The 19,255-nt window shown below is 64.4% G+C and carries 19 protein-coding genes; 6 read left to right on the plus strand and 13 right to left on the minus strand.

Annotated features, from left to right (window positions below):
• Window positions 1–84: 84 nt before the first annotated feature.
• Window positions 85–2,211, plus strand: coding sequence for a S9 family peptidase (locus tag D0T21_RS15540; protein ID WP_116990506.1), 2,127 nt, complete (start codon window positions 85–87; stop codon window positions 2,209–2,211).
• Between the two features lie 84 nt (window positions 2,212–2,295).
• Here the strand turns inward: D0T21_RS15540 and D0T21_RS15545 are convergent, their stop codons facing one another.
• Window positions 2,296–3,414, minus strand: coding sequence for a trypsin-like serine protease (locus tag D0T21_RS15545; protein WP_116990507.1), 1,119 nt, complete (start codon window positions 3,412–3,414; stop codon window positions 2,296–2,298).
• Between the two features lie 345 nt (window positions 3,415–3,759).
• Here D0T21_RS15545 and D0T21_RS15550 point away from each other — a divergent pair, with 345 nt between their 5' ends.
• Window positions 3,760–4,152, plus strand: coding sequence for an MAPEG family protein (locus tag D0T21_RS15550; protein WP_116990508.1), 393 nt, complete (start codon window positions 3,760–3,762; stop codon window positions 4,150–4,152).
• Window positions 4,153–4,162: 10 nt separating this feature from the next.
• Here D0T21_RS15550 and D0T21_RS15555 read toward each other — a convergent pair whose 3' ends face one another.
• The 6 genes from D0T21_RS15555 to D0T21_RS15580 form a co-directional block, all read right to left on the minus strand.
• Window positions 4,163–5,473, minus strand: coding sequence for an MFS transporter (locus tag D0T21_RS15555; protein ID WP_116990673.1), 1,311 nt, complete (start codon window positions 5,471–5,473; stop codon window positions 4,163–4,165).
• 135 nt (window positions 5,474–5,608) lie between these two features.
• A complete protein-coding gene (locus tag D0T21_RS15560) occupies window positions 5,609–6,322 on the minus strand; it encodes a BON domain-containing protein (RefSeq protein ID WP_116990509.1) in 714 nt (237 codons plus the stop codon).
• A 100-nt stretch (window positions 6,323–6,422) separates the two neighbouring features.
• Complete coding sequence (locus tag D0T21_RS15565) at window positions 6,423–7,103, minus strand: hypothetical protein (protein ID WP_199538476.1); 681 nt, start codon at window positions 7,101–7,103, stop codon at window positions 6,423–6,425.
• A 201-nt stretch (window positions 7,104–7,304) separates the two neighbouring features.
• Window positions 7,305–9,005 carry a hypothetical protein gene (locus tag D0T21_RS15570; RefSeq protein ID WP_116990511.1) on the minus strand — a complete coding sequence of 567 codons (1,701 nt, stop codon included), beginning with the start codon at window positions 9,003–9,005 and terminating at the stop codon, window positions 7,305–7,307.
• 63 nt (window positions 9,006–9,068) lie between these two features.
• Entirely contained in the window at window positions 9,069–9,668 is a 600-nt protein-coding gene (locus tag D0T21_RS15575) for a short chain dehydrogenase (protein WP_116990512.1), read from the minus strand.
• Window positions 9,665–10,276: a short chain dehydrogenase gene (locus D0T21_RS15580; protein WP_116990513.1), complete on the minus strand. Its 612-nt coding sequence runs from the start codon at window positions 10,274–10,276 to the stop codon at window positions 9,665–9,667. Before D0T21_RS15580 ends, D0T21_RS15575 begins: the two co-directional genes overlap by 4 nt.
• Before the next feature lie 100 nt (window positions 10,277–10,376).
• Here D0T21_RS15580 and D0T21_RS15585 point away from each other — a divergent pair, with 100 nt between their 5' ends.
• Window positions 10,377–11,297, plus strand: a complete 921-nt coding sequence (locus tag D0T21_RS15585) for a LysR family transcriptional regulator (protein WP_116990514.1) — start codon at window positions 10,377–10,379, stop codon at window positions 11,295–11,297.
• Between the two features lie 36 nt (window positions 11,298–11,333).
• Here D0T21_RS15585 and D0T21_RS15590 read toward each other — a convergent pair whose 3' ends face one another.
• Genes D0T21_RS15590 through D0T21_RS15600 form a run of 3 tightly spaced genes read right to left on the minus strand, consistent with a single transcriptional unit; the run spans window position 11,334 to window position 15,633 of the window.
• Window positions 11,334–12,815, minus strand: a complete 1,482-nt coding sequence (locus tag D0T21_RS15590; protein ID WP_116990515.1) for an efflux transporter outer membrane subunit — start codon at window positions 12,813–12,815, stop codon at window positions 11,334–11,336.
• 38 nt (window positions 12,816–12,853) lie between these two features.
• Window positions 12,854–14,473: a DHA2 family efflux MFS transporter permease subunit gene (locus tag D0T21_RS15595; protein ID WP_116990516.1), complete on the minus strand. Its 1,620-nt coding sequence runs from the start codon at window positions 14,471–14,473 to the stop codon at window positions 12,854–12,856.
• Between the two features lie 11 nt (window positions 14,474–14,484).
• Window positions 14,485–15,633, minus strand: a complete 1,149-nt coding sequence (locus tag D0T21_RS15600; RefSeq protein WP_116990674.1) for an HlyD family secretion protein — start codon at window positions 15,631–15,633, stop codon at window positions 14,485–14,487.
• A 130-nt stretch (window positions 15,634–15,763) separates the two neighbouring features.
• Between D0T21_RS15600 and D0T21_RS15605 the strand changes: the two genes are divergently transcribed.
• Both D0T21_RS15605 and D0T21_RS31715 read left to right on the plus strand, forming a co-directional pair.
• Window positions 15,764–16,477 carry a TetR/AcrR family transcriptional regulator gene (locus D0T21_RS15605; protein WP_116990517.1) on the plus strand — a complete coding sequence of 238 codons (714 nt, stop codon included), beginning with the start codon at window positions 15,764–15,766 and terminating at the stop codon, window positions 16,475–16,477.
• 55 nt (window positions 16,478–16,532) lie between these two features.
• The gene (locus tag D0T21_RS31715) at window positions 16,533–16,715 is read left to right on the plus strand and encodes a hypothetical protein (protein ID WP_147328111.1); all 183 of its coding nucleotides are present in this window, start codon (window positions 16,533–16,535) and stop codon (window positions 16,713–16,715) included.
• A 21-nt stretch (window positions 16,716–16,736) separates the two neighbouring features.
• On the opposite strand, the gene D0T21_RS15610 is transcribed toward D0T21_RS31715, so the two are convergent.
• From D0T21_RS15610 to D0T21_RS15620, 3 genes are all read right to left on the minus strand, one after another.
• The gene (locus tag D0T21_RS15610) at window positions 16,737–17,063 is read right to left on the minus strand and encodes a TfoX/Sxy family protein (protein WP_229211488.1); all 327 of its coding nucleotides are present in this window, start codon (window positions 17,061–17,063) and stop codon (window positions 16,737–16,739) included.
• Between the two features lies 1 nt (window position 17,064).
• Window positions 17,065–17,721, minus strand: coding sequence for a thiol:disulfide interchange protein DsbA/DsbL (locus D0T21_RS15615; protein WP_116990518.1), 657 nt, complete (start codon window positions 17,719–17,721; stop codon window positions 17,065–17,067).
• Between the two features lie 88 nt (window positions 17,722–17,809).
• Window positions 17,810–18,721, minus strand: a complete 912-nt coding sequence (locus D0T21_RS15620; RefSeq protein WP_116990519.1) for a LysR family transcriptional regulator — start codon at window positions 18,719–18,721, stop codon at window positions 17,810–17,812.
• A gap of 94 nt (window positions 18,722–18,815) precedes the next feature.
• On the opposite strand from D0T21_RS15620, the gene D0T21_RS15625 reads away from it, so the two are divergent.
• Entirely contained in the window at window positions 18,816–19,238 is a 423-nt protein-coding gene (locus D0T21_RS15625; protein ID WP_116990520.1) for a PACE efflux transporter, read from the plus strand.
• Window positions 19,239–19,255 lie beyond the last annotated feature (17 nt).

Here is a 19,255-nt window from a genome sequence, read left to right on the forward strand (position 1 = left end):
CACGGGGTTGGATGGATACTTGATTGACAGCAATGGGAGATTTGGTCACTATCGCCGCTTCACCGACATTACAGCGACCTCGTCATGACTATACCGCGACTTTCCATTTTTGCCATATTGATTTCGGCCGGCCTGGCTGGCTACACCGCCACACATGCAGCCCCGGCCGCCGACGCCGCCGCCGCCAAACACGCGATCACCCACGAAGACGTGTGGCTGATGAAGCGGATCGGCGCGCCGCTGCCCAGCCCGGACGGCAAGTGGGCCGTGTTCCCGGTCACCGATCCGGCCTACGACAGCAAGGAACAATGGTCGGACCTGTGGATCAAGTCGCTGACCGACGATGCGCCGGCGCGCCGCCTGACCTTCAGCAAGGGTGGCGAGAGCGGCGCCGTCTGGTCGCCGGACGGCAAGCAGCTGGTGTTCGTGGCCAAGCGCGACGGCGACGACGCCGCCCAGCTGTACCGCCTCGACGTGGCGGCCGGCGGCGAGGCGCAGCGCCTGACCACGCTGACCTTGGGCGCGCGCCAGCCGAAGTACAGCCCGGACGGCAAGCAGCTGCTGTTCGTCAGCGATATCTACCCCGGCAACGCCAGCGAGGCCGACGTCAAGCAAAGCGCCAAGGAACGCAAGGACCGCAAGTACACCGCGCGCGCCTACGAGACCTTCCCGCCGCGCTTCTTCGACAAATGGCTCGACGATAAGAAAGTGCGCCTGTTCGTGATGGACGCCGAAGTGGGCGCCAAGCCGCGCGACCTGCTGGCCGGCAGCAAGCTGGCGGCGCTGCCTGGCTTTGGCGGCGGCCAGGGCGACGAGGGCCAGTCGCTGGACGCGATCTGGTCGCAGGACGGCAAGGCGGTGGTGTTCTCGGCCTCGACCAACCGCGACGAAGCTGCGCGCGCTGCCGGCTACACGCAGATCTTCAGCGTGGCGGCGGCCGGCGGCGAACCGCAGCAGCTGACCCAGGACAAGCACAGCTACCATGGCCTGAAATTCAGCGCCGACGGCAAGACGCTGTTCACGCTGACCGAGGCCGAGGAAGAAGGCAAGGTCTACGACGTCAGCCGCCTGGCCAGCTTCGCCTGGCCGCTGAACAGCCCAACGCCGAAAGTATTGACGGCCACGCTGGACCGCTCGATCTCGCGCTTCGTGCTGCCGGCCGGCGGCAACCGCATCGTGTTCAGCTACGAGCACGCGGGCCTGGAGCAACTGCATTCGATCAACTACGCCGGCGGCGACCTGCGCGACGAGGCATCGCCGCCGACCGGCAGCATCGGTTCGCTGGCGGCCGGCGGCAAGGCCATGGTGGGCGTGTGGGAATCGTCCATCAACCCGCCCGAGGTGTACGCCTTCGGCAACGGCGCGCCCAAGCGCCTGACCTCGTTCAACACCGAGCGCGCGGCCGGCATCGACTGGCAGGCGCCCGAGCATTTCTGGTTCAAGGCCAGCGATGGCCGCATGATCCACAACATGATCGTCAAGCCGGCCAATTTCGATCCGGCTAAAAAATATCCGCTGTTCGCGGTGATCCACGGCGGCGCGGCCAATATGTGGCGCGACCAGTTCGTGATCCGCTGGAACTACCACCTGCTGGCGCAGCCGGGCTATGTGGTGCTGCTGACCGACTACAAGGGTTCGACCGGCTACGGCGAGGAATTCGCGCGCGCCATCCAGGGCGATCCGCTCAAGGGTCCGGGCGACGAGCTCAACGAAGCGGTCGACGAAGCGGTCAAGAAATACAACTACGTCGACGGCAGCAAGCTGGCGGCGGGCGGCGCCAGCTACGGCGGCCATCTGGCCAACTGGCTGCAGGCGACCACCACGCGCTACAAGGCCTTCGTGTCGCACGCCGGCGAGATGGACCTGGTGATGCAGTGGGGCAGCAGCGACAGCATCCACGGCCGCGAAGTCAACAGCGGCGGCCCGGTGTGGGGCGACAAGGCGGTATGGCGCGAGCAGAGCCCGGTGATGCAGGCGGGGAATCACGACAAGGGCACGGGCTTCACCACGCCCATCCTGATTTCGGTGGGCGAGCTCGATTACCGGGTGCCGGCCAATAACGCGCTGATGAATTACGCGACCCAGCACCGCCTGAACGTGCCGGCCAAGCTGCTGGTGTTCCCGGACGAGAACCACTGGATCTTGAAGGGCGATAACAGCCGCTACTTCTACAGCGAAGTGCACGGCTGGCTGGCCAAGTACCTGAAGTAAAACCGAAGGACGTAAAAAAGCCCGCCGGCCTGAACGCGCTCAAGATCGCGTTCGGTGCCGGCGGGCTTTTTACGTCGTACGGTGTTATGCCTGCTTGCGGCGGCGGGCCACGCCCACCAGCGCCAGGCCGGCGATCATCATCGCGTAGGTTTCCGGTTCCGGCACGGCGGTCACCGAGCTGATCCAGGCGACGTGCGAGAAGGTCGCGGTGGAGCCGGACAGGTCGCCATAGCTGGAGGTGTTGTCGATGGCGTTGTCGCAGCCGGTCAGGCCGAAGGCCGGGCAGGCTTCGCTACCCTGCCAGCCCCACGAGTGCACGCCCGACAGCAGCCATTCCGTGCCGTTCCAGACGAAGTCGCCTCCGCCCGAATCGCCGCCGGCGATCAGCGCTTCATTGGCGCCGTGGCCAAGGCTGCTGCTCCACTTGTTGCCGGTCACGCCGGCGATGCGAGCCAATGTGTTGTGCGCGGCGGTGCCGTCGTCGAAATCGCTCATGTAGGTGGTGCCCGGAGCGTAGAAGCTTTCGTCGTACACACCAATGCCATTATCGCCCGCCACCTTGTTGAAGGTCTTGCTGTCGATGTCGAAGGTGTTGTAACCGAAGTGGCCATAGGCGCCGTCAACATTCCAGCTGGTCGGGCTGTTGACGTCGGCCTTCTGGGTGGTGCCGTAGCCGGCCATCAGGTAGTCCTTGCCGACATCGTTGGTCGTGCTCAGCTTGTAGCCTTTGATGCCGGTGACGGCGGTGTCCAGTTTCAGGATAGCCATGTCGGAGCCGGCATCGAGCGATTGTTTCTCTCCGTGCCAGGCCGGATTCACAAAGGCGTTACCGACGGAAACGTTGCGGGTCACGGCGGCCTTGCCGCCCTGGTAGCCAAACTCCACGGTCATCTTGGTGAAGTCATCGGCGCAATGTGCGGCAGTCAGTACGTATTGGCCGCCAGCCAGCAACGAGCCGGAGCAACCCCAGCCGCCTTCCGAATTGGTGAAGGTCAGACGGGCCACGCCGTCCAGCGCGCCGGCCACGCCGTTGAAGCTCTGGCCGGCGGTGAAACGCCAGTCGCTCAGCGACGAGGTATTGCCGGTCATCGGCACCAGCTTGGCCAGATCGGCGCTCAGGCCGGAGGAAGCCTGGGCTGCGCCGGCGGCCAACAAAGCTGCGGCCACGGCGGCCAGCTTGAATTGTTTGGTATTGAAAATCATAAAAAAACTATCCTTACTTTTTTAGGTTTCTTGTAGAAAGTTATATCGCCCTGAATAACAACCGCCAGCCATCATCACCGAAGTGCATCCCAGATGACTGTGGTCGAAAAAGCAATATAACATTGTTCTTTTGTGCACGAATGTTATTGCTGGAATATTTATTTTTACACCACTTTCTTGATATTTATTATGTTTTGTGACAGCTATTGCAGAGCCTGTCTGGATCTAGTTAAAACTTATGCCACTGTTGTTGACGCGACTCAACGCTTTGACTTTCAGATCGATGGCGACGCAACGCCAAACCCGTGTAGCATGGCTTTCCATTAACAAATCAAGGGGAGAGGGATGACGATAGCAAACTGGTGTGTTTTGGCGGCCTGCATGCTGCCGGCCGCGACGGTCGGGCTGGCGAAGCTCGCCTCGGCCAAGCTGCCGCCCGGCGGCGGTCGCTACGACAACAAGCAGCCGCGCGAGTGGGTGGCCGGGCTGAGCGGCTGGCAGGCGCGCGCCAATGCGGCGCAGATGAATGGCTTCGAAATCCTGCCGCTGTTTATCGCGGCGGTGGTGCTGGCGCAGCAGGCGCACGCCGACCAGGCGCGCATCGACCTGCTGGCGCTGGGTTTTATCGGCCTGCGGCTGGTCTACATCGGCCTGTACCTGGCCAATGTCGATACGCTGCGGACCCTGGTCTGGGGAGCGGGCGTGGGCGTCAGCGTCGCGCTGCTGGCGATGGGCTGACGCCCTCCCCTCAGGCGGCCTTGGCCGGCGCGGCGGCGCTGGTCGCTGCGGCCACGGCCGGCTTGCGGATCAGCAGGATGATACCGGCCGCCACCAGGCAGGCGGCGCCGGCGGCAAACAGCGCCGGGTTGTAGGTCAGCATCAGGGTGCGCACGCGGCCGGCGCCATACGCGGCTACGGCGGCACCCAGCTGGTGGCCGGCAAACACCCAGCCGAACACCATGCCGGCCTTTTCCTTGCCGAAGGTGGCGCCGGCCAGCCGTACCGTCGGCGGCACGGTGGCGATCCAGTCCAGGCCGTAGAACATGGCGAACAGCGACAGGCCGTACAGCGTGAATTCCGAATACGGCAGCCAGAACAGCGACAGCCCGCGCAGTCCGTAGTACATGAACAGCAGCTTGCGGTTGTCGTAGCGGTCCGACAGCCAGCCGGAGGCGATGGTGCCGACCAGGTCGAAGGCGCCCATCATCGCCAGCACCGAGGCGGCCGGCACCGCCGACAGGCCGGCGTCGCCGCACAGCGAGATGAAGTGCGTCTGGATCAGGCCGTTGGTGCTGAGGCCGCAGATGAAGAAGGTGCCGAACAGGATCCAGAACACGCGCTGATTGGCGACCCCGGCCAGCACCTTGAACGGCGTGGCGAAGGTGATCCGCATCGGCGGCGCCAGCGGCGCGACCGGCGTGCCGGCAGGCGCGCCATACGGGGCCAGGCCCACTTCGTTGGGACGGTTGCGCATGAACAGCAACACCAGCACCGCCACCAGCGCGCAGGCCAGCAACACCGGGATCACCGCCGTGCGCCAGCCGTAGTGCTCGATCAGCCAGGCGCCGATCGGCAGGAACACCAGCTGGCCGGTGGCCGAGGCGGCCGTCAGCATGCCCACCACCAGGCCGCGGTGGGTGTCGAACCAGCGGGTCGACACCACGGCGCTGAGCACCAGCGCCGTCATGCCCGAACCGACGCCGAGCATGATGCCCCAGAACAGCACCAGCTGCCAAAACTGCGTCATCTGCGTGGCCAGCGCCAGGCCGCTGGCGACCAGGGTCAGCGCGGTGACGACGACATTGCGCAGGCCGAAGCGTTCCATCAGGATGGCGGCGAACGGCCCCATCAGGCCGAACAGCACGAAGCGCACCGCCAGCGCCGACGAGATCTGCTCGACGTCCCAGCCGAATTCCTTCGACAGCGGTTGCAGCAGCGCGCCTGGCAGGCCCAGCGCGGCCGACGAGCTGAGCCCGGTGAGGAAGGTGATGGCGACGATCACCCAGGAAAAGTGCAGGCCGCGGCGTTGCAGCCAGCGGGAAAACGGTAGGGCGAACATGACGATCCTCGCGTAGTCGGTGCGCGCGGAAGGCACGCTTGCAAGCACTTTACATTATGATCGTAATTAATACAAGCAAAAAAAGGGACCGCGGGCCGGCGGTCCCTGGCGGCCCGGAGGCCGGCGGGGGACAACTTACTTGATGCGCAGCGAGCTCTGCACTTTGTTCACGCCCTTGACGTTGCGGGCCACGTCGACAGCCTTGTCCACTTCCGCCTGCGAGGGCACGAAGCCGCTCAGCATGACGGTGCCGTTGGTGGTTTCCACATGCACGTCCAGCGATTTCAGTGCGGGCTCGGCCAGCAGTTCGGTCTTGACCTTGGTGGTGATCATGGAATCGGCCACGGTGTCCTTGGCCATCGAGCTCTTCTGCTTGGTTTCGCAGGAGGCCTTGTCGGCGCCGCTCATGGTGCTGCAATCGATGCCGGTCTGGGCGACGTCGGCCATTTTCTTGCCGGCCTTGGCGTCATTGATGGCGGCCACGTGGGTCGACTTGGCGGTGTCCAGGCAGCTGTCCTTGTCGGCGCCGGCCATCGGCGCGCATTTGGCCTTGGCCAGGTTGTAATCAGCGTCAGCCACTTCGGTCTGGGCTTTCTGCACCGACCGCTTGTCGTTCTTGTACTGCATCGTGGCGTTGGCCTCGCTGTTGGCGCGAGCCACCTTGGCCTGCTCGATGCAGATATCCTTGGCGGTGCCCGATTGTCCACCGCAAGCGGCCTTGGCGCTCTTGTAGTCGATTTCGGCCTGCTTGACCGTGGCCTTGTATGCCACCGTATCGTTGTTGGGGGTGGTGGCGGCGAAGCTGGCGCTGGCTGCCGTGGCCATGACGAAGAGGAGTATTTTGTTCATGATGTGTCCCTTTGTGGTGGTTGATGGACACATTAAACGCCCGCCGGCGGTCTTGCTCTGTGCGGGAACGTACCAAGTTGCGGAATTGGCCTGCAGGGGTTTATTCGTCGTGCAACAGGCCCTGGCGCCACAGTCCGGCGGCTTGCTCGAACAGCGGCTGGTCGGGATTGAAGGCGGCGCCGGTGGGCGCCAGTTGCAACCAGGCCAGCGTGCCGTGTGTACCGGTGACGGACGTGGCGGACGCCGGTTGACGCACCTGCCGCATCCAGGCGGCGACGGCGGCGTATTGCTGCGGATGGCGATGCTGGGTCCAGGCCAGCGCGACCAGGTCGGCAAAGCCCTCCTCGCGCCGGGTCAGGCGCAGCGCCTGGGCTTGCTCCAGCGCCGGCTGGGCGGATTCTTCAAAGCCGGCCGGCAACACATGCCACACGCCTTGCGCGTAACGCCAGCAATGGCCGATCTCGTGCGCCACCATGGCTTCGATCATCAGCGCCTGCTGTCCGGCAGACACGCCGGCGAGGATATCTTCAGCGTTGGGATTGCCGCGCATCGACAGCACCAGCTTGCAACGGCCGTCCTGGAAGCCCAGCGCCAGCGGCACGTCGGTGGGGCGGGCTTGGGGTTGCACGGTGATATCGATCGGCAGCTTGAGTTCCTGCTTGGCGTAGCCCAGCACGGCGGAACCGGCGGTGAGCCAGCGGGTTTCCATATCGGTCAGCTGGGCGGCGGAAGCCAGGCCGGCGGACGACAGGAGCAGCAGGAATAAGGTGCGCTTGATCATGGTGATCAAACTGTAGCATGCAGCGGGCAATATTTATTGCCATCAGGCAGGTTCTACAACAGATTATTTCTACGTAGAAAAAGATGAATCATTGAGGTTTTGAAACGGCTGGGGGTCAAGTCTGACATTCGGACACGGCCTCTGCCGTAGCAGCCGCTACGGCAGAGGCCGTGTCCGAATGTCAGACTTGACCCCCGTGGTTTATTTGCCCAGCAGCGTGTTGGCGGTCTTGAATTCAGGACGGATGTCGTTCGGCACCGTCTTCATCTTGTCCAGCGCCTTTTGCACGTCGGGACGGATCACCACGTACTTGGCCATCATGTCCTTGGCGCGGGCGTAGTCGCCGGTCGCTTCGATGGTCAGGAACTCGCGGTCCAGGTCGATCACTGCCTGCTTGATCTTCTTGAAGTCCACCGCGAACGTGCCGTCGCCGTGCGAGATGAAGCCGCCCTTGTCGAGGATGTAGTTCATCTGGATCGCCATGCCGCGCGCGTGCGAGTCGGTCAGGCCGAAGTGCAGCGTGCGGAAGGCCGAGGCCAGGAAGGTGGTGTATAGCTTGCGCTCCGCGACCGCGCCCTGCCCCAGCGTGCCGGCCAGCTGGCCCTTGTCCATCATGTAGGCCAGCGCGTACAGGCCAGTGATGTCGGCCTTGGCTTCCTCGATGGTCGAATAGGCTTCCTTCAGGTCCTGGCGCGGCGTCGATTCGGCGCCGTTGTTCTTGGTGATGTGCGGGCCCAGGCCGTGCGTGATTTCATGCGCCAGGATGTGGGTGAAGAAGGAATCGAAGTCCACATCCTTCTGGTCGGCCGGCTTCAGCACCAGCTTGGAGATCGGCGTCAGCGTGGACTTGAATTTGGCTTGCTGCACGTTCTTCAGCATCACACGCTTGGAGCCGCGCTGGCTGATGATGCGCTCGTCGTTCGGCAGGTTGTAGGCGGCCGTTTGCACGCCCATGTTGCCGTCGCCGGCGCCGTACACCTGGTTGACCACCACCATCGGCGCCAGCGCGCCGACTTTCGGATTGCGGTACTTGGCGTCCAGCGGCAGGTTGTCTTCCAGCTCCTGCATGTGCTTGGCGAAGAAGTCCAGCTTCTGCGTTTCCTTCTGGTCGCGGATGTTGACGTAGGCTTCGAACGCGGCCTTGTAGCCGAACAGTTCGTCGTTATAGGTTTCGTATGGGCCGATGGTGATGTCGACCGGCGCGTCCAGGTCCATCCAGGCGAAATCCGAGGCCAGGTAATCGTTGCTCAGGAAGGCGTCGGCGCGCAGCTGCAGGAACTTCTTCAGCGAGGCGTTGTCAGTGTCGGCGGCGGCTTGCTTCAACAGCGCGGCGGCCTTCTCCAGCTCCGGCTTGTACTCGTCCGAATATTTGACGATGGTGAACTGGCCCGTCGCGTCTTTGCGGATGGTGGTGAAGAACCACTGCGCCTGCTCCTTGTCTTTGGCCGGCAGCGCGTTCATCCAGCTTTCCAGCGCTTGCTTGGTCGCGCCTTCGGGATAGAAGTTGCCGGCTTCCGGCTTCTTGGCCGGGATCGCAATGCCGGACAGTTCGGCCGGCAGGAAGCTTTGATGGTCGTCCAGGATCGACCACGGACCTTTGTTGAGCCAGAAGTAGTTCAGGCGCGCCTTGCCCAGCGGCGTTTGATCCTTTTGCAGCGCGGACCACAGCGCCTCGTTGCCGGACCAGCGCTGGCGCAGTTGCAGCACGTCGATGATCTTGGCCGCTTCGATCAGCTTGGCGATGGCTTTCTTGTCGCCGGCCGAGAGCTGGCTGGTGTCGGCGGTCAGGGCGACCGGCGCGAAGCGCTTGGTCATCTTGTCCAGATCGGTCACGCTGGCCGGTGCGGCATAAGCGGAGGCGCAGGCAACAGCCAGGGCCAGAGGGAGCAGTATTTTTTTCATTCGAACCTCAGGGTGGAGTGAGATCCGCATTGTAGTACAACGGATACCACTCCCTCACCTCTCTTACCAGGCCCGATATACCCGTCCCGTTTCAGCGCCATCGACACTGCGGGCATAGGACAAGGCGGCGCGGCTGCCCTTGATCGGCTCGAAGCCGGTGAACAGGTTGCCGAACAAATGCACCGACTCCTGCAACACGGTCGGGCTGACGGCGTTGATGCGCAAGCCACGCGGCAGCTCGATCGCGGCGGCCCGCACAAAGCCCTGCACCGCCGCATTGGCGGTCGATGCCGCCACCGCTCGGCGGATCGGATGCTCGGTATCGACGCCGCTGGTCAGCGTGATCGAACCGCCGTCATTGAGGAACTCCTGCGCCACCAACGCTACGTTGACCTGCCCCATCAACTTGCCGTTCAGGCCCACGTAAAAATGCTCCGGCGTCAGCTCGGCCAGCGGCCCCACATGCAGCGCACCCGCAGCCACCACCACCGCATCGACGCGGCCAACCTTGGCAAACAAAGCCCGTACCTGCGCGATGTCCTCGATATTGACCTGATGCTGTCCGCCGCGCGCCCCGACCACCACGATCTCATGGCGCTGCCCCAGCTGCTCGACCACGGCGCTGCCGATAGTCCCCGTCCCGCCGATCACCAGTACCTTCATGCCGTTGCTCCCCACGCGTGGTAGACCTGCCCGGTCTGCGCGCCATCGACGCTGCGCGCATACGCCAACGCCACACGGCGCGCAGGCAGCGGCTCGAAGCCGATGAAGAACGGTCCGTAGCTGCCCATCGATTCTTCCAGCACGGTCGGGCTGACGGCGTTGATGCGCAAGCCGCGCGGCAGCTCGATCGCCGCCGCCCGCGCAAAACCTTCGACGGCGGAGTTGACCATGGTGGCGCTGACGCCATTGCGGATCGGTTCATCGGCCACGATGCCGCTGGTGAGCGTGATCGAGCCGCCGTCGTTCAGGTATTCCTGCGCCACCAGCGCCACGTTGACCTGCCCCATCAACTTGCTGTTCAGGCCCACATAAAACTGCTCCGGCGTGAAGCCGGCGAGCGGCGCGAAGTGCAGCGAACCGGCCGCCACCACCACCGCATCCACGCGGCCAATCTTGGCGAACAGGGCGCGCACCTGCGCGATGTCGGCGATGTCCGCCTGATACTGTCCGCTGGAGGCGCCGACCGTGACGATCTCGTGCCGCTGGCCCAGTTGCTCGACCACTGCCTTGCCGACCATGCCGGCCGCACCTATGACGACTACTTTCATGCTGCTCTCCCTGTGAGTGAAAACACCAGTATCGGCCACAACGCCCAAGGAATAAATGCGCTAAGATGACGATCATTACTAACCCACGATTAGCAATCACATGGACAAGCTGCGCAGCATGGAGATCTTCGTCGCCGTCGTCGACGCCGGCAATTTCACGGCCGCCGCCAGCGCCTTCCAGCTGTCGCCTGTCATGGTCGGCAAGCACATCGCCCACCTGGAGGCCACGCTGGGCGCGCGGCTGCTGACGCGCACCACGCGCCGCCAGAGCCTGACGGAGATCGGCACGCAGTACGTCGAGCAGTGCCGCGCCATCCTGGTGCAGATCGCCGCCGCCGAAACCGGCGCCGAAGCGATGCGCAGCGTGCCGCGCGGACGGCTGCGCATCACCGCGCCGGTCTCCTTCGGCAGCGAATGGCTGGCGCCCGCGATCAGCGACTACCTGCGCCTGCATCCCGAGGTGGGCGTGGACCTGAACCTCAACGACCGCATGGTCGACATGGTGGAGGAAGGCTACGACGCCGCCGTGCGCATCGGCCCCCTGGACGATTCCGGCATGGTCGCGCGCCCGCTGTTCAACTACGCGATGTCGATCTGCGCCTCGCCGGCCTATCTGAAAAAGCACGGCACGCCGCTCACGCCGGACGATCTGGCGCGGCACGAATGCCTGGACTTCATGGTGGGGACGGTGGGAGTGCGCTGGCGCCTGCAATCGGTGCATGATGTGCGCGGCAAGCGCGAACTGCCGGCCAGCCGCTTCCGCACCAACAGCGGCCAGGCGCTGCGCATGGCCGCGCTCAAGGATTTCGGGATCGTGATGCAGGCTGAGGTGCTGCTGGCGCAGGACATCGCCGCCGGACGCCTGGTGCCGGTGCTATGCGGCTACCTGCCTCCGCCACGGCCGATGCATCTGGTCTACCAGCGCGACCGCCGGGCTACGCCCAAGCTGACCACCTTCATCGACTTCATCGTGGAACGCTTCGGGCCAGCGGCAACACTGCCGCTGGCCTCTTCCGCGTAAGGACAAACGCCCGGCATTGCACCGGGCGGTAAAACTTTACTGCGCCAGCGGCTTGATCGCGCCGTTCTGCGCCACCGTCGCCAGCTGCGCCGACGGCTGCCAGCCAGCACCCAAGGCGCGCGCCACCGACACCGCCGCCAACAGGCGCTGGGTGTTGATCTGCACCGCCGCGCGGTCGGCCGCCAGCGCGCTGCGCTGCGCATCGGTCACGTCCAGGTAGGTCGACACGCCACGCTCGTAGCGCGCACGCGCCACCAGGTAGCCGCGCGCCGCCGCCACTTGCGAAGCCGACTGCGCCTCGCCCTGCAGCTGGCGCTCCTGCACGTCCGACAGCGCGTCTTCCACTTCACGCAAGGCCGTCAACAGCTTGGTCTCGTGATTGGCGATCGCCTCTTCATAGCGCGCTTTCGAAATGGCCAGGTTGGCCTTGTTGCGGCCACCGTCGAAGATCGGCAGCGACAGTGCCAAAGGACCGATGCTGAACTGGCGCGAGCCGCCCTTGCCCAGTTCCTTCAAGCTCTCCGACGCGTAGCCGAAATTGCTGGTCAAGGTCAGCGAAGGATAGAACGCGCCTTCGGCCACGCCGATCTGCGCGTTGGTCGAACGCAGGTTGGCCACGCTGCCCGCCAGGTCCGGACGCTGCGCCAGCAGGCTGGCAGGCAAGCCGACCGGGATCGCCGGCGGCTGCGGCAGCACAGCAGCACTCGCTTTCGGCGCCGTCAACAGCGCCGACGGCGAAGCACCGACCAGCGTCGCCAGGCTGTGTTCCAGCAGGTTGCGCTGGCGCTGCACTTCATGCAGGTCGGCCTGCGCGTTGGCGCGCTCGATGCGGGCGCGCGATACGTCCAGCTCATTCGACAGGCCGGCGTTGAAGCGCGCCGTCACCAGGTCTTCGGTTTCGCGGCGGGTGTCCAGCGCGCCGTTCAGGATCGCCATCTCGGCGTCCAGGCCGCGCAGCTGCCAGTAGGTGGTGGCCAGTTGCGACGACAGCAGCAACAGCACGCCGTCACGGTCGGCCTCGGCCACCAATGCCTGCGCATCGGAAGCTTCGACCAGGCGGCGCACGCGGCCCAGCAGGTCGACTTCATACGACAGCGAAGCGCCCACCGAGTAGTTGTTACCCTTGATCGAACGGCCGCCCAGCGCCAGCCCTTGCGAGGTCTCGGCCGAGGTGCGCGAGTTCGACACCGAGGTGCTAACGCTCAGCGACGGCTGCTGGCTGGAGCGCGACACGCCGGCCTGCTCCAGCGCGATCACCAGCCGCTGTGCGGCGGCCTTGATGCTTGGGTTGTCGCGCAGCGCGGTTTGCTCCAGGCGGTTCAGGGTGTCGTCGTTGAACACGGTCCACCACTGCGCAGGCAGATGCGCCTCGCTGGCGCCGGCTTGCGGCAGGTGGCGGAACGACGCGTCGGCGACGTTCTTCGGCGCGGAGAAATCGCTGCCGACGGTGGCGCAGCCGGTGACGGCCAGCGTTACGGAAACAGCGAGCGTCAGGCGCTTCAAAGCTGAATTCAACATGGTGTTACCTCACTTTTAATTTAATTGAAGGCTGGCGCTTAGTGCGCACCGCCACCGCCACCCGAAGGGGCTTTGACTTTGTCCGAGAACCACAGCACGCCGATGCATCCGAACAGCACCATCGCGACCAGGAAGAAGCCGTCGTTATAGGCCATCACATAAGCCTCGCGCCGCACGATGCCGTCGACCGCCTTGAGCGCCATGTCGCCGGCGCTGGTGGCGTCGAAGCCCTTGCTCATGAACGACTGCGTCAGCGCGGCCAAACGGTCCTGCGTGGCGGCCGCGAAGCCGGTCACCGATTCGCCGATGCGCTGCGAGTGGAAATGCTCGCGCGAAGTCAGCGCGGTGGCCAGCAGCGCGATGCCGATCGAACCGCCCAGGTTGCGGGTCATGTTGATCAGGCTCGATGCCGACGGCATGTCCTTCGGCGAGATGCCGTTCATCGCAAAGTTCGACAAGGTCAGCATCACGAACGGCTGGCCCAGCGCCCGCACCACCTGCGACAGCAGCAGCTGGTCGTAGCCGGTGGTGGCGTCCATGTAGGCGTTCATCAGGCAGGAGCCGCCGAACAGCAGCAGGCCGAAGGAACACAGGATGCGGTTGTCGATCTTGGACGACAGCTTGGCCACGAACGGCATGATGAACAGCTGCGGCAAGCCGACCCACATGATGACTTCACCGATCTGCATCGGCGAGTAGCCGGCGATCTGGCCCAGGTACAGCGGCAGCAGGAACGACGAACCGTACAGGCCCATGCCCATCGCCATCGACAGCGCGGTGGCGGCGAAGAAGTTGCGCTGGCCGTACAGGCCCAGGTTGACGAAGGGCTGCTTGCGCGTCGCCCCCGTCACCATCCAGCCCAGCAGGCCGATGATCGCCATCGCCGCGAAGGTGATGATGAAGGACGAATCGAACCAGTCCTTGCTATTGCCCTCTTCCAGGAAGATGGTCAGGCTGCCCAGGCCCAGGGCCATGAAGGCGATGCCCAGCCAGTCGGCGTTGAACAGCTGGTTGAGCTGGACCTTTTCCTTGTCCAGGCCTATCGCGATACCGCCGATCAGCAGCACGCCCGGCACCCAGTTGATGTAGAAGATCGACGGCCAGCCATACAGCTCGCTCAGATAGCCGCCGAAGGTTGGGCCCATCGCCGGCGCCAGCGTCGCCGTCAGGCCGAAGATGGCCATGCCGGTGGCGCGCTTGGACGGCGGCAGTTTGCTCATCACCAGCGTCATCGCCATCGGGATCAGCGCGCCACCGGTGAAGCCTTGCAGCATGCGGAACACGATCATGCTAGGCAGGTTCCAGGCGAAACCGCACAGCGTGGAGAAGCCGAGGAACAGCGCGGTGGTGCCCATCATGTAGGCGCGCATGCCGAACACGCGGGTCAGCAGCGCGGTCATCGGGATGACGATGATCTCCGCCACCAGGTAGGCGGTGGCGATCCACGAGCCCTCTTCCTGCGTGGCCGACAAGGTGCCGAGGATGTCCTTCAGCGACGAGTTGGTGATCTGGATGTCGAGCACCGCCATGAAGGCGCCCAGCATGCCGGCGGCCACCGCCATCCAGGTGCGGCCGGAGACCTTCTCGCTCGGCATGATCGGCGCGAGCGCAGGTTTCCCCACGCCGCCGGCCGGCGTATCGATTGTGGTGCTAGCCATGACAGGGCTCCTTAGTGCGCGGCTTTGGCTTCGGACTGATTCACGGCCACTTCGGCGATCGCCGACATGCCCGGCACCAGGCGGCCGCTCAGGGCCTTGACGTCTTCCGGCTTGAAGGTGATCTTGACCGGCACGCGCTGGACGATCTTGGTGAAGTTACCGGTGGCGTTATCGGCCGGCAGCAGCGCAAACTGGGCGCCGGAGGCTGGCGCGAAGCTGTCGACTTTGCCGATCAGTTCATGGCCAGGTATCGCATCGATGGAGACTTTGACTTCCTGGCCCGGCTTCAGGTCGGCCAGCTGGGTTTCCTTGAAGTTGGCGGTCAGCCAGACGTTTTCCTGCACGATGGCGGTCAGCTGCTGGCCGGCCGTCACGCGCTGGCCCACCTCGATGGTGCGCTTGCCGATACGGCCGCCGACTGGCGCCAGGATGCGGTTGTACGCCAGCTGCTGCTGGGCGTCCTTCAATTGCACGCGCAGCACGGTCACTTGTGCCTTCAGCACGTCGCGCGCCGAATGGGCAGCGCTGATCTGGGCCTTGGCGGCGGCGGCGTTGTCCTTGCGGGCGGCCAGGTCGGCCACGGCGCTGGCGCGGCCGGCGACGGCGCTGTCCAGTTCCGCTTTCGAGACGGCCTTCATCTGGCTGTTATACAGCTGGCCGTAACGTTCGGCGTCCTGCTTGGCGCGCACCAGCTGCGCTTCCGACTGCGCCACCTGGGCGGCGGCGGCGCTGGCCTGGGCCTGGGTCTGGGCGATCTGCGCGTCCGACTGCGCCACTTGCTGCTCGGCGGTGGCGATCTGCGCCTGGATCTGCTCGACCTTCACATGCTGGTCGAACGGATCCAGCTCGGCGATGACATCGCCTTCCTTGACGATCTGGTTATCGTCGATCAGCACCTTGGTGACCACGCCGGAAATGCGGGCCGAGACCGGATGCACGTGGCCGGCCACATAGGCGTTTTCCGTCTCGACGAAATAATGGCTGCGATACCACATGCGGCCGCCGGCGGCCAAGGCGGCCAGCGCGACGACGGCGGCGATCACCAGCACGCGGGTATTGGACTTGGCCGGACCGGCCGGCGCAGCGGCGGCAGGCGCCGCAGGCTGGGCGGCGGGTACGGCGCTGAGCACTTTCTGTTCTTGGTTGTGCTGAGTGGACATGTGCAGCTCCAAATAAATGAAATGGGAGAAGTGCATTATTAGCCCGATTTTCGGCAAAGTCAAGAAATGAAACGATTGCATTTCATTTTATTTTGGACTACGATGTCCGCATCCTTTAACATGTCAGCCCATGAAGATCACCGCCAACGCCGCCGCCCTGGACGAACCGGATTGTCCGGAAGACGCCGCCAATGACTCCCCCGACTCGCCCTGCTTCGGCAAGGTGGCCGGCCGCCCGCGCGCGGCCGACAAGGAAGCCCGCTTGCAAGCGCTGCTGCACACGGCGGCCAGGTTGTTCCTGGAAAAGGGCTACAGCAAGGTCAGCCTGGAAATGATCGCCCGCGAGGCCCACGTCGCCGTGCGCACCATCTATGTCAAGTTTGGCGGCAAGGCCGGGCTGCTGAACGCCGTCATCACCAACGGCCGCGCGCATTTCTTCGCCGGCATGACGGACATGCAGGCGGACCCGCGGCCGTTCCGGGAAGTGATGGATGATTTCGCGCTGCGCTTCCTTGAGCTGGTGACGGCGCCCGCCTTCGTCAGCCTGCACCGCATGGTGGTGGCCGAGGCCAGGACCACGCCGGAGCTGGCCGACACCTTCTACCAGGCCGGCCCGCTGCGTACCCGCCAGGAGTTGATGCGCTTTTTCGGCCGCCCCGACATCCGCGCCCAGTTGCGCCCGGAAGTGCCGGTCGAGACGCTGGCGGTGCACGTAATCGCCTGCATCATGGGCGATACCATGGTGCGCATGCTGTTCCCGACCGACCAGCCCCCCAGCACCGACGAGCTGCGCGCCCGCGCCGCACAAGGGCTGGACCTGTTCTTCCGCGCCGTGCTGCGTTAGAAGCTGTGCATTTTTGTCATTTGCTCTATACTGTTTTTTTACACACGGAGCAGACATGAGCAAATCGAATCGACTGGACTGGAGCAGGCAGGTAACGCTCATGAACGAGCGCATCAAAATGTTCCAGGCCAACCCGGGCCAGGAACAGCTCGACGCCGTCATCCAGGAAATGCAAGCCTACGCGGAAGCCGCGCGCAACGGCGGCATCGAAATCCCGACCCGCTTCACCGTCAACTAAAACGCCAGCGCCGCGCGGCTTTTATTCGGCTGCGTCGATCGCCTTGCGGGCCCAGACCAGCATCTGCTCGGGATCGTCCAGCAGGAACTCCGGCGCCGAATAAAATTTTCGGACCAGCACCGTACCCTTCTTCGTCTCGTAGGAAAACGGCGCCGCGCCTTCGGCTTCGAAGCCGGCGCGGGTAGCGTCGTTGACGCGCAGGTACAGCGTGCTGCCGATCACCCACGCGAACTGCAGGCCGTGAAATTTGAAAGCGCGGCCACCGAAGAACGCACCATCCGACACGGCCGCGCCAAGCGGCGCGAATTGCTCGCGCATCCAGCCGACAAATTCGGCGCTGGCGGCCAACTTATTTGCGCGACATCGCGACCAGCGCGTCCAGCACCTGCAAGGTGGCCTGGTCCAGTTGCGGGCGCGGAATGCCTGGATTGCTGGCGTCCACCATCGACGGATTGGTCAGGTAGCGGCCATTGACGATCAGCGTCGGCGTGCTGGTGACTTCATACGTGCTGGCCACGCGGCCGGCGCTTTTCAGCTTGGTGATGACCGAGAACGAGTTGTACATGGCCAGGTATTTATCCTTGTCGACGCCGTTCTTGACCGCCCAGTCGACATTGTCCGCATCGCTCTTCAGGCGGCGGCGCTCGACGTGCCAGGTGGTCAGCAGCTTGGCGTGCAGCGATTCTTCCAGCTTCAACGCATCCAGCGTCAGGAACATATGCGCTTCCGGATCGTTCTCGCCGGTCAGCGGCAGGTGGATGCGGCGGAACGTGATGCTGTCGCCCTGCTTCTTCACCCACGCCAGCATGGCCGGCTCCAGCGCGTAGCACGCCGGGCAGTGGTACATGAAGAACTCGATCACCTCAACCTTCTTGCCCTCGGCCAGCACCGGCTGCGGCGTTTTCAGGGTGGTGTACTCGGCGCCGTTCTTCGGCGCGGTGGGCGAGGCGAAGGCGGAACCGGCCAGCAAGGCGACGGCGGCGACAGCGAGTTTCAGGCGAAGCATGGTTATCCTTTATGAAAAAATCTGCACAGCGAATATACCAGCTTCCCATGCGGCGCGGCGGGTGGATTAAGGCTGCATTAAGTGTGCGCTACGGCTCCACCGGCCGCGCCTCCAGGCCGGCGATGTCCTTCATCAGCGCGATCAGGCGCTGCGCGCCCAAACCCAGCGGACGGTCGTTGAGCCACACCACGTCCACCCACAGGCGCACCTGGTTGCTCATGTGCGCGAAGCCTATGCCCAGCAGCTCGCCGGAATCGAGCAGCGGCGCCGCCAGCCGGTGCGGCAGATAGGCCCAGCCGACGCCGGCGCGCACCAGGCTCAATGTCGCCAGATGGCTGTCGGTGCGCCACAACTTGCGCGAGATGAGCACGCGCTCGTCCTCGATGCGCGCGTCGCGGCTGACGATGGCGATCTGGCGCATGTCGACCAGGTCCTCCAGCCGGAACTGGCCGTTGCGCTCACGCGCCTGCGGATGCCGCGGCGAGATCACCGCCACCAGCACCTCGCTGCCCAGCTCCTGAAAGCTTTCGCGCTGGTCGATCTGCGGCCGTTCGTAGATTAGCGCCAGCTGCGCCGAGCCGTCGTGCAGCATGCGCAGCGCGTCGTTCTGCGGGGCCGACAGCACGTCCACTTCCAGCGAGGGGAATTCCTCCGCCAGCCGCGCCAGCGGATCACTCCATGGCGCCGACAGCAGTTCGGGCGCGATGGCCAGCGTGAGGCGCCGCTCCAGTCCCTGATGCAGCGACAGCGCGTGCGCCTGCAAGCGGCGCAACTGGCCGGCCATCTGGCGCGCTTCCGCCTCCAGCGCGCGCGCCGACTCGGTGGGCCGCACCTCGCGCGAGGTGCGGTCGAACAGCTGCAAATCGAGTTCCGCCTCCAGGTTGGCGATCGCCATGCTGACGGCCGACGGCACCCGCCCCAGCGCCCGCGCCGCTGCGGAAAAAGAACCGTGATCCAGCACGGCGAGAAAGATGGCGATGTTATCGCTGGAGAAGGCCATGGCCTCATGCTGTCACAAAAACTGATAGCTGTCGACTTTTTCAATCAGAAAATTGCTATTAACATGGTCACATCTTTACTAAGGAGGAAACATCATGCAAGGATTGAAACGCAAAGTCGTCTATGTATCGCTGTTTGAATTGATCGCCGTCGCCCTCACCAGCAGCGTGCTGGTGCTACTGATGGGCCATGATGTGGGCCACGCCAGCGCCGCCGCCGTCGCCTCGTCGGTGGTCGCAGTGGTGTGGAATTTTGTCTACAACAGCATGTTCGAAGCCTGGGAAGCGCGCCAGGCAGTGCGAGGCCGCAGCTGGATGCGCCGCGTCGCTCACGCATTGGGCTTCGAAGGAGGCCTGGTGGTGATCCTGGTGCCGCTGTTCGCCTGGTGGCTGGGCATCTCGCTGTGGGACGCCTTTGTGCTGGACTTGGGGCTGGTGTTATTCTTTATGTTTTATACCTTTCTCTTCAGCCTCGCCTTCGACCGCATCTTCGGACTGCCAGCGTCGGCGCAAGCTTGAGGAATCACCCGGAGTCC

Source organism: Duganella sp. BJB476 (assembly GCF_003416895.1).
In the GTDB taxonomy this organism is placed as follows: Bacteria; Pseudomonadota; Gammaproteobacteria; order Burkholderiales; family Burkholderiaceae_D; genus Rugamonas.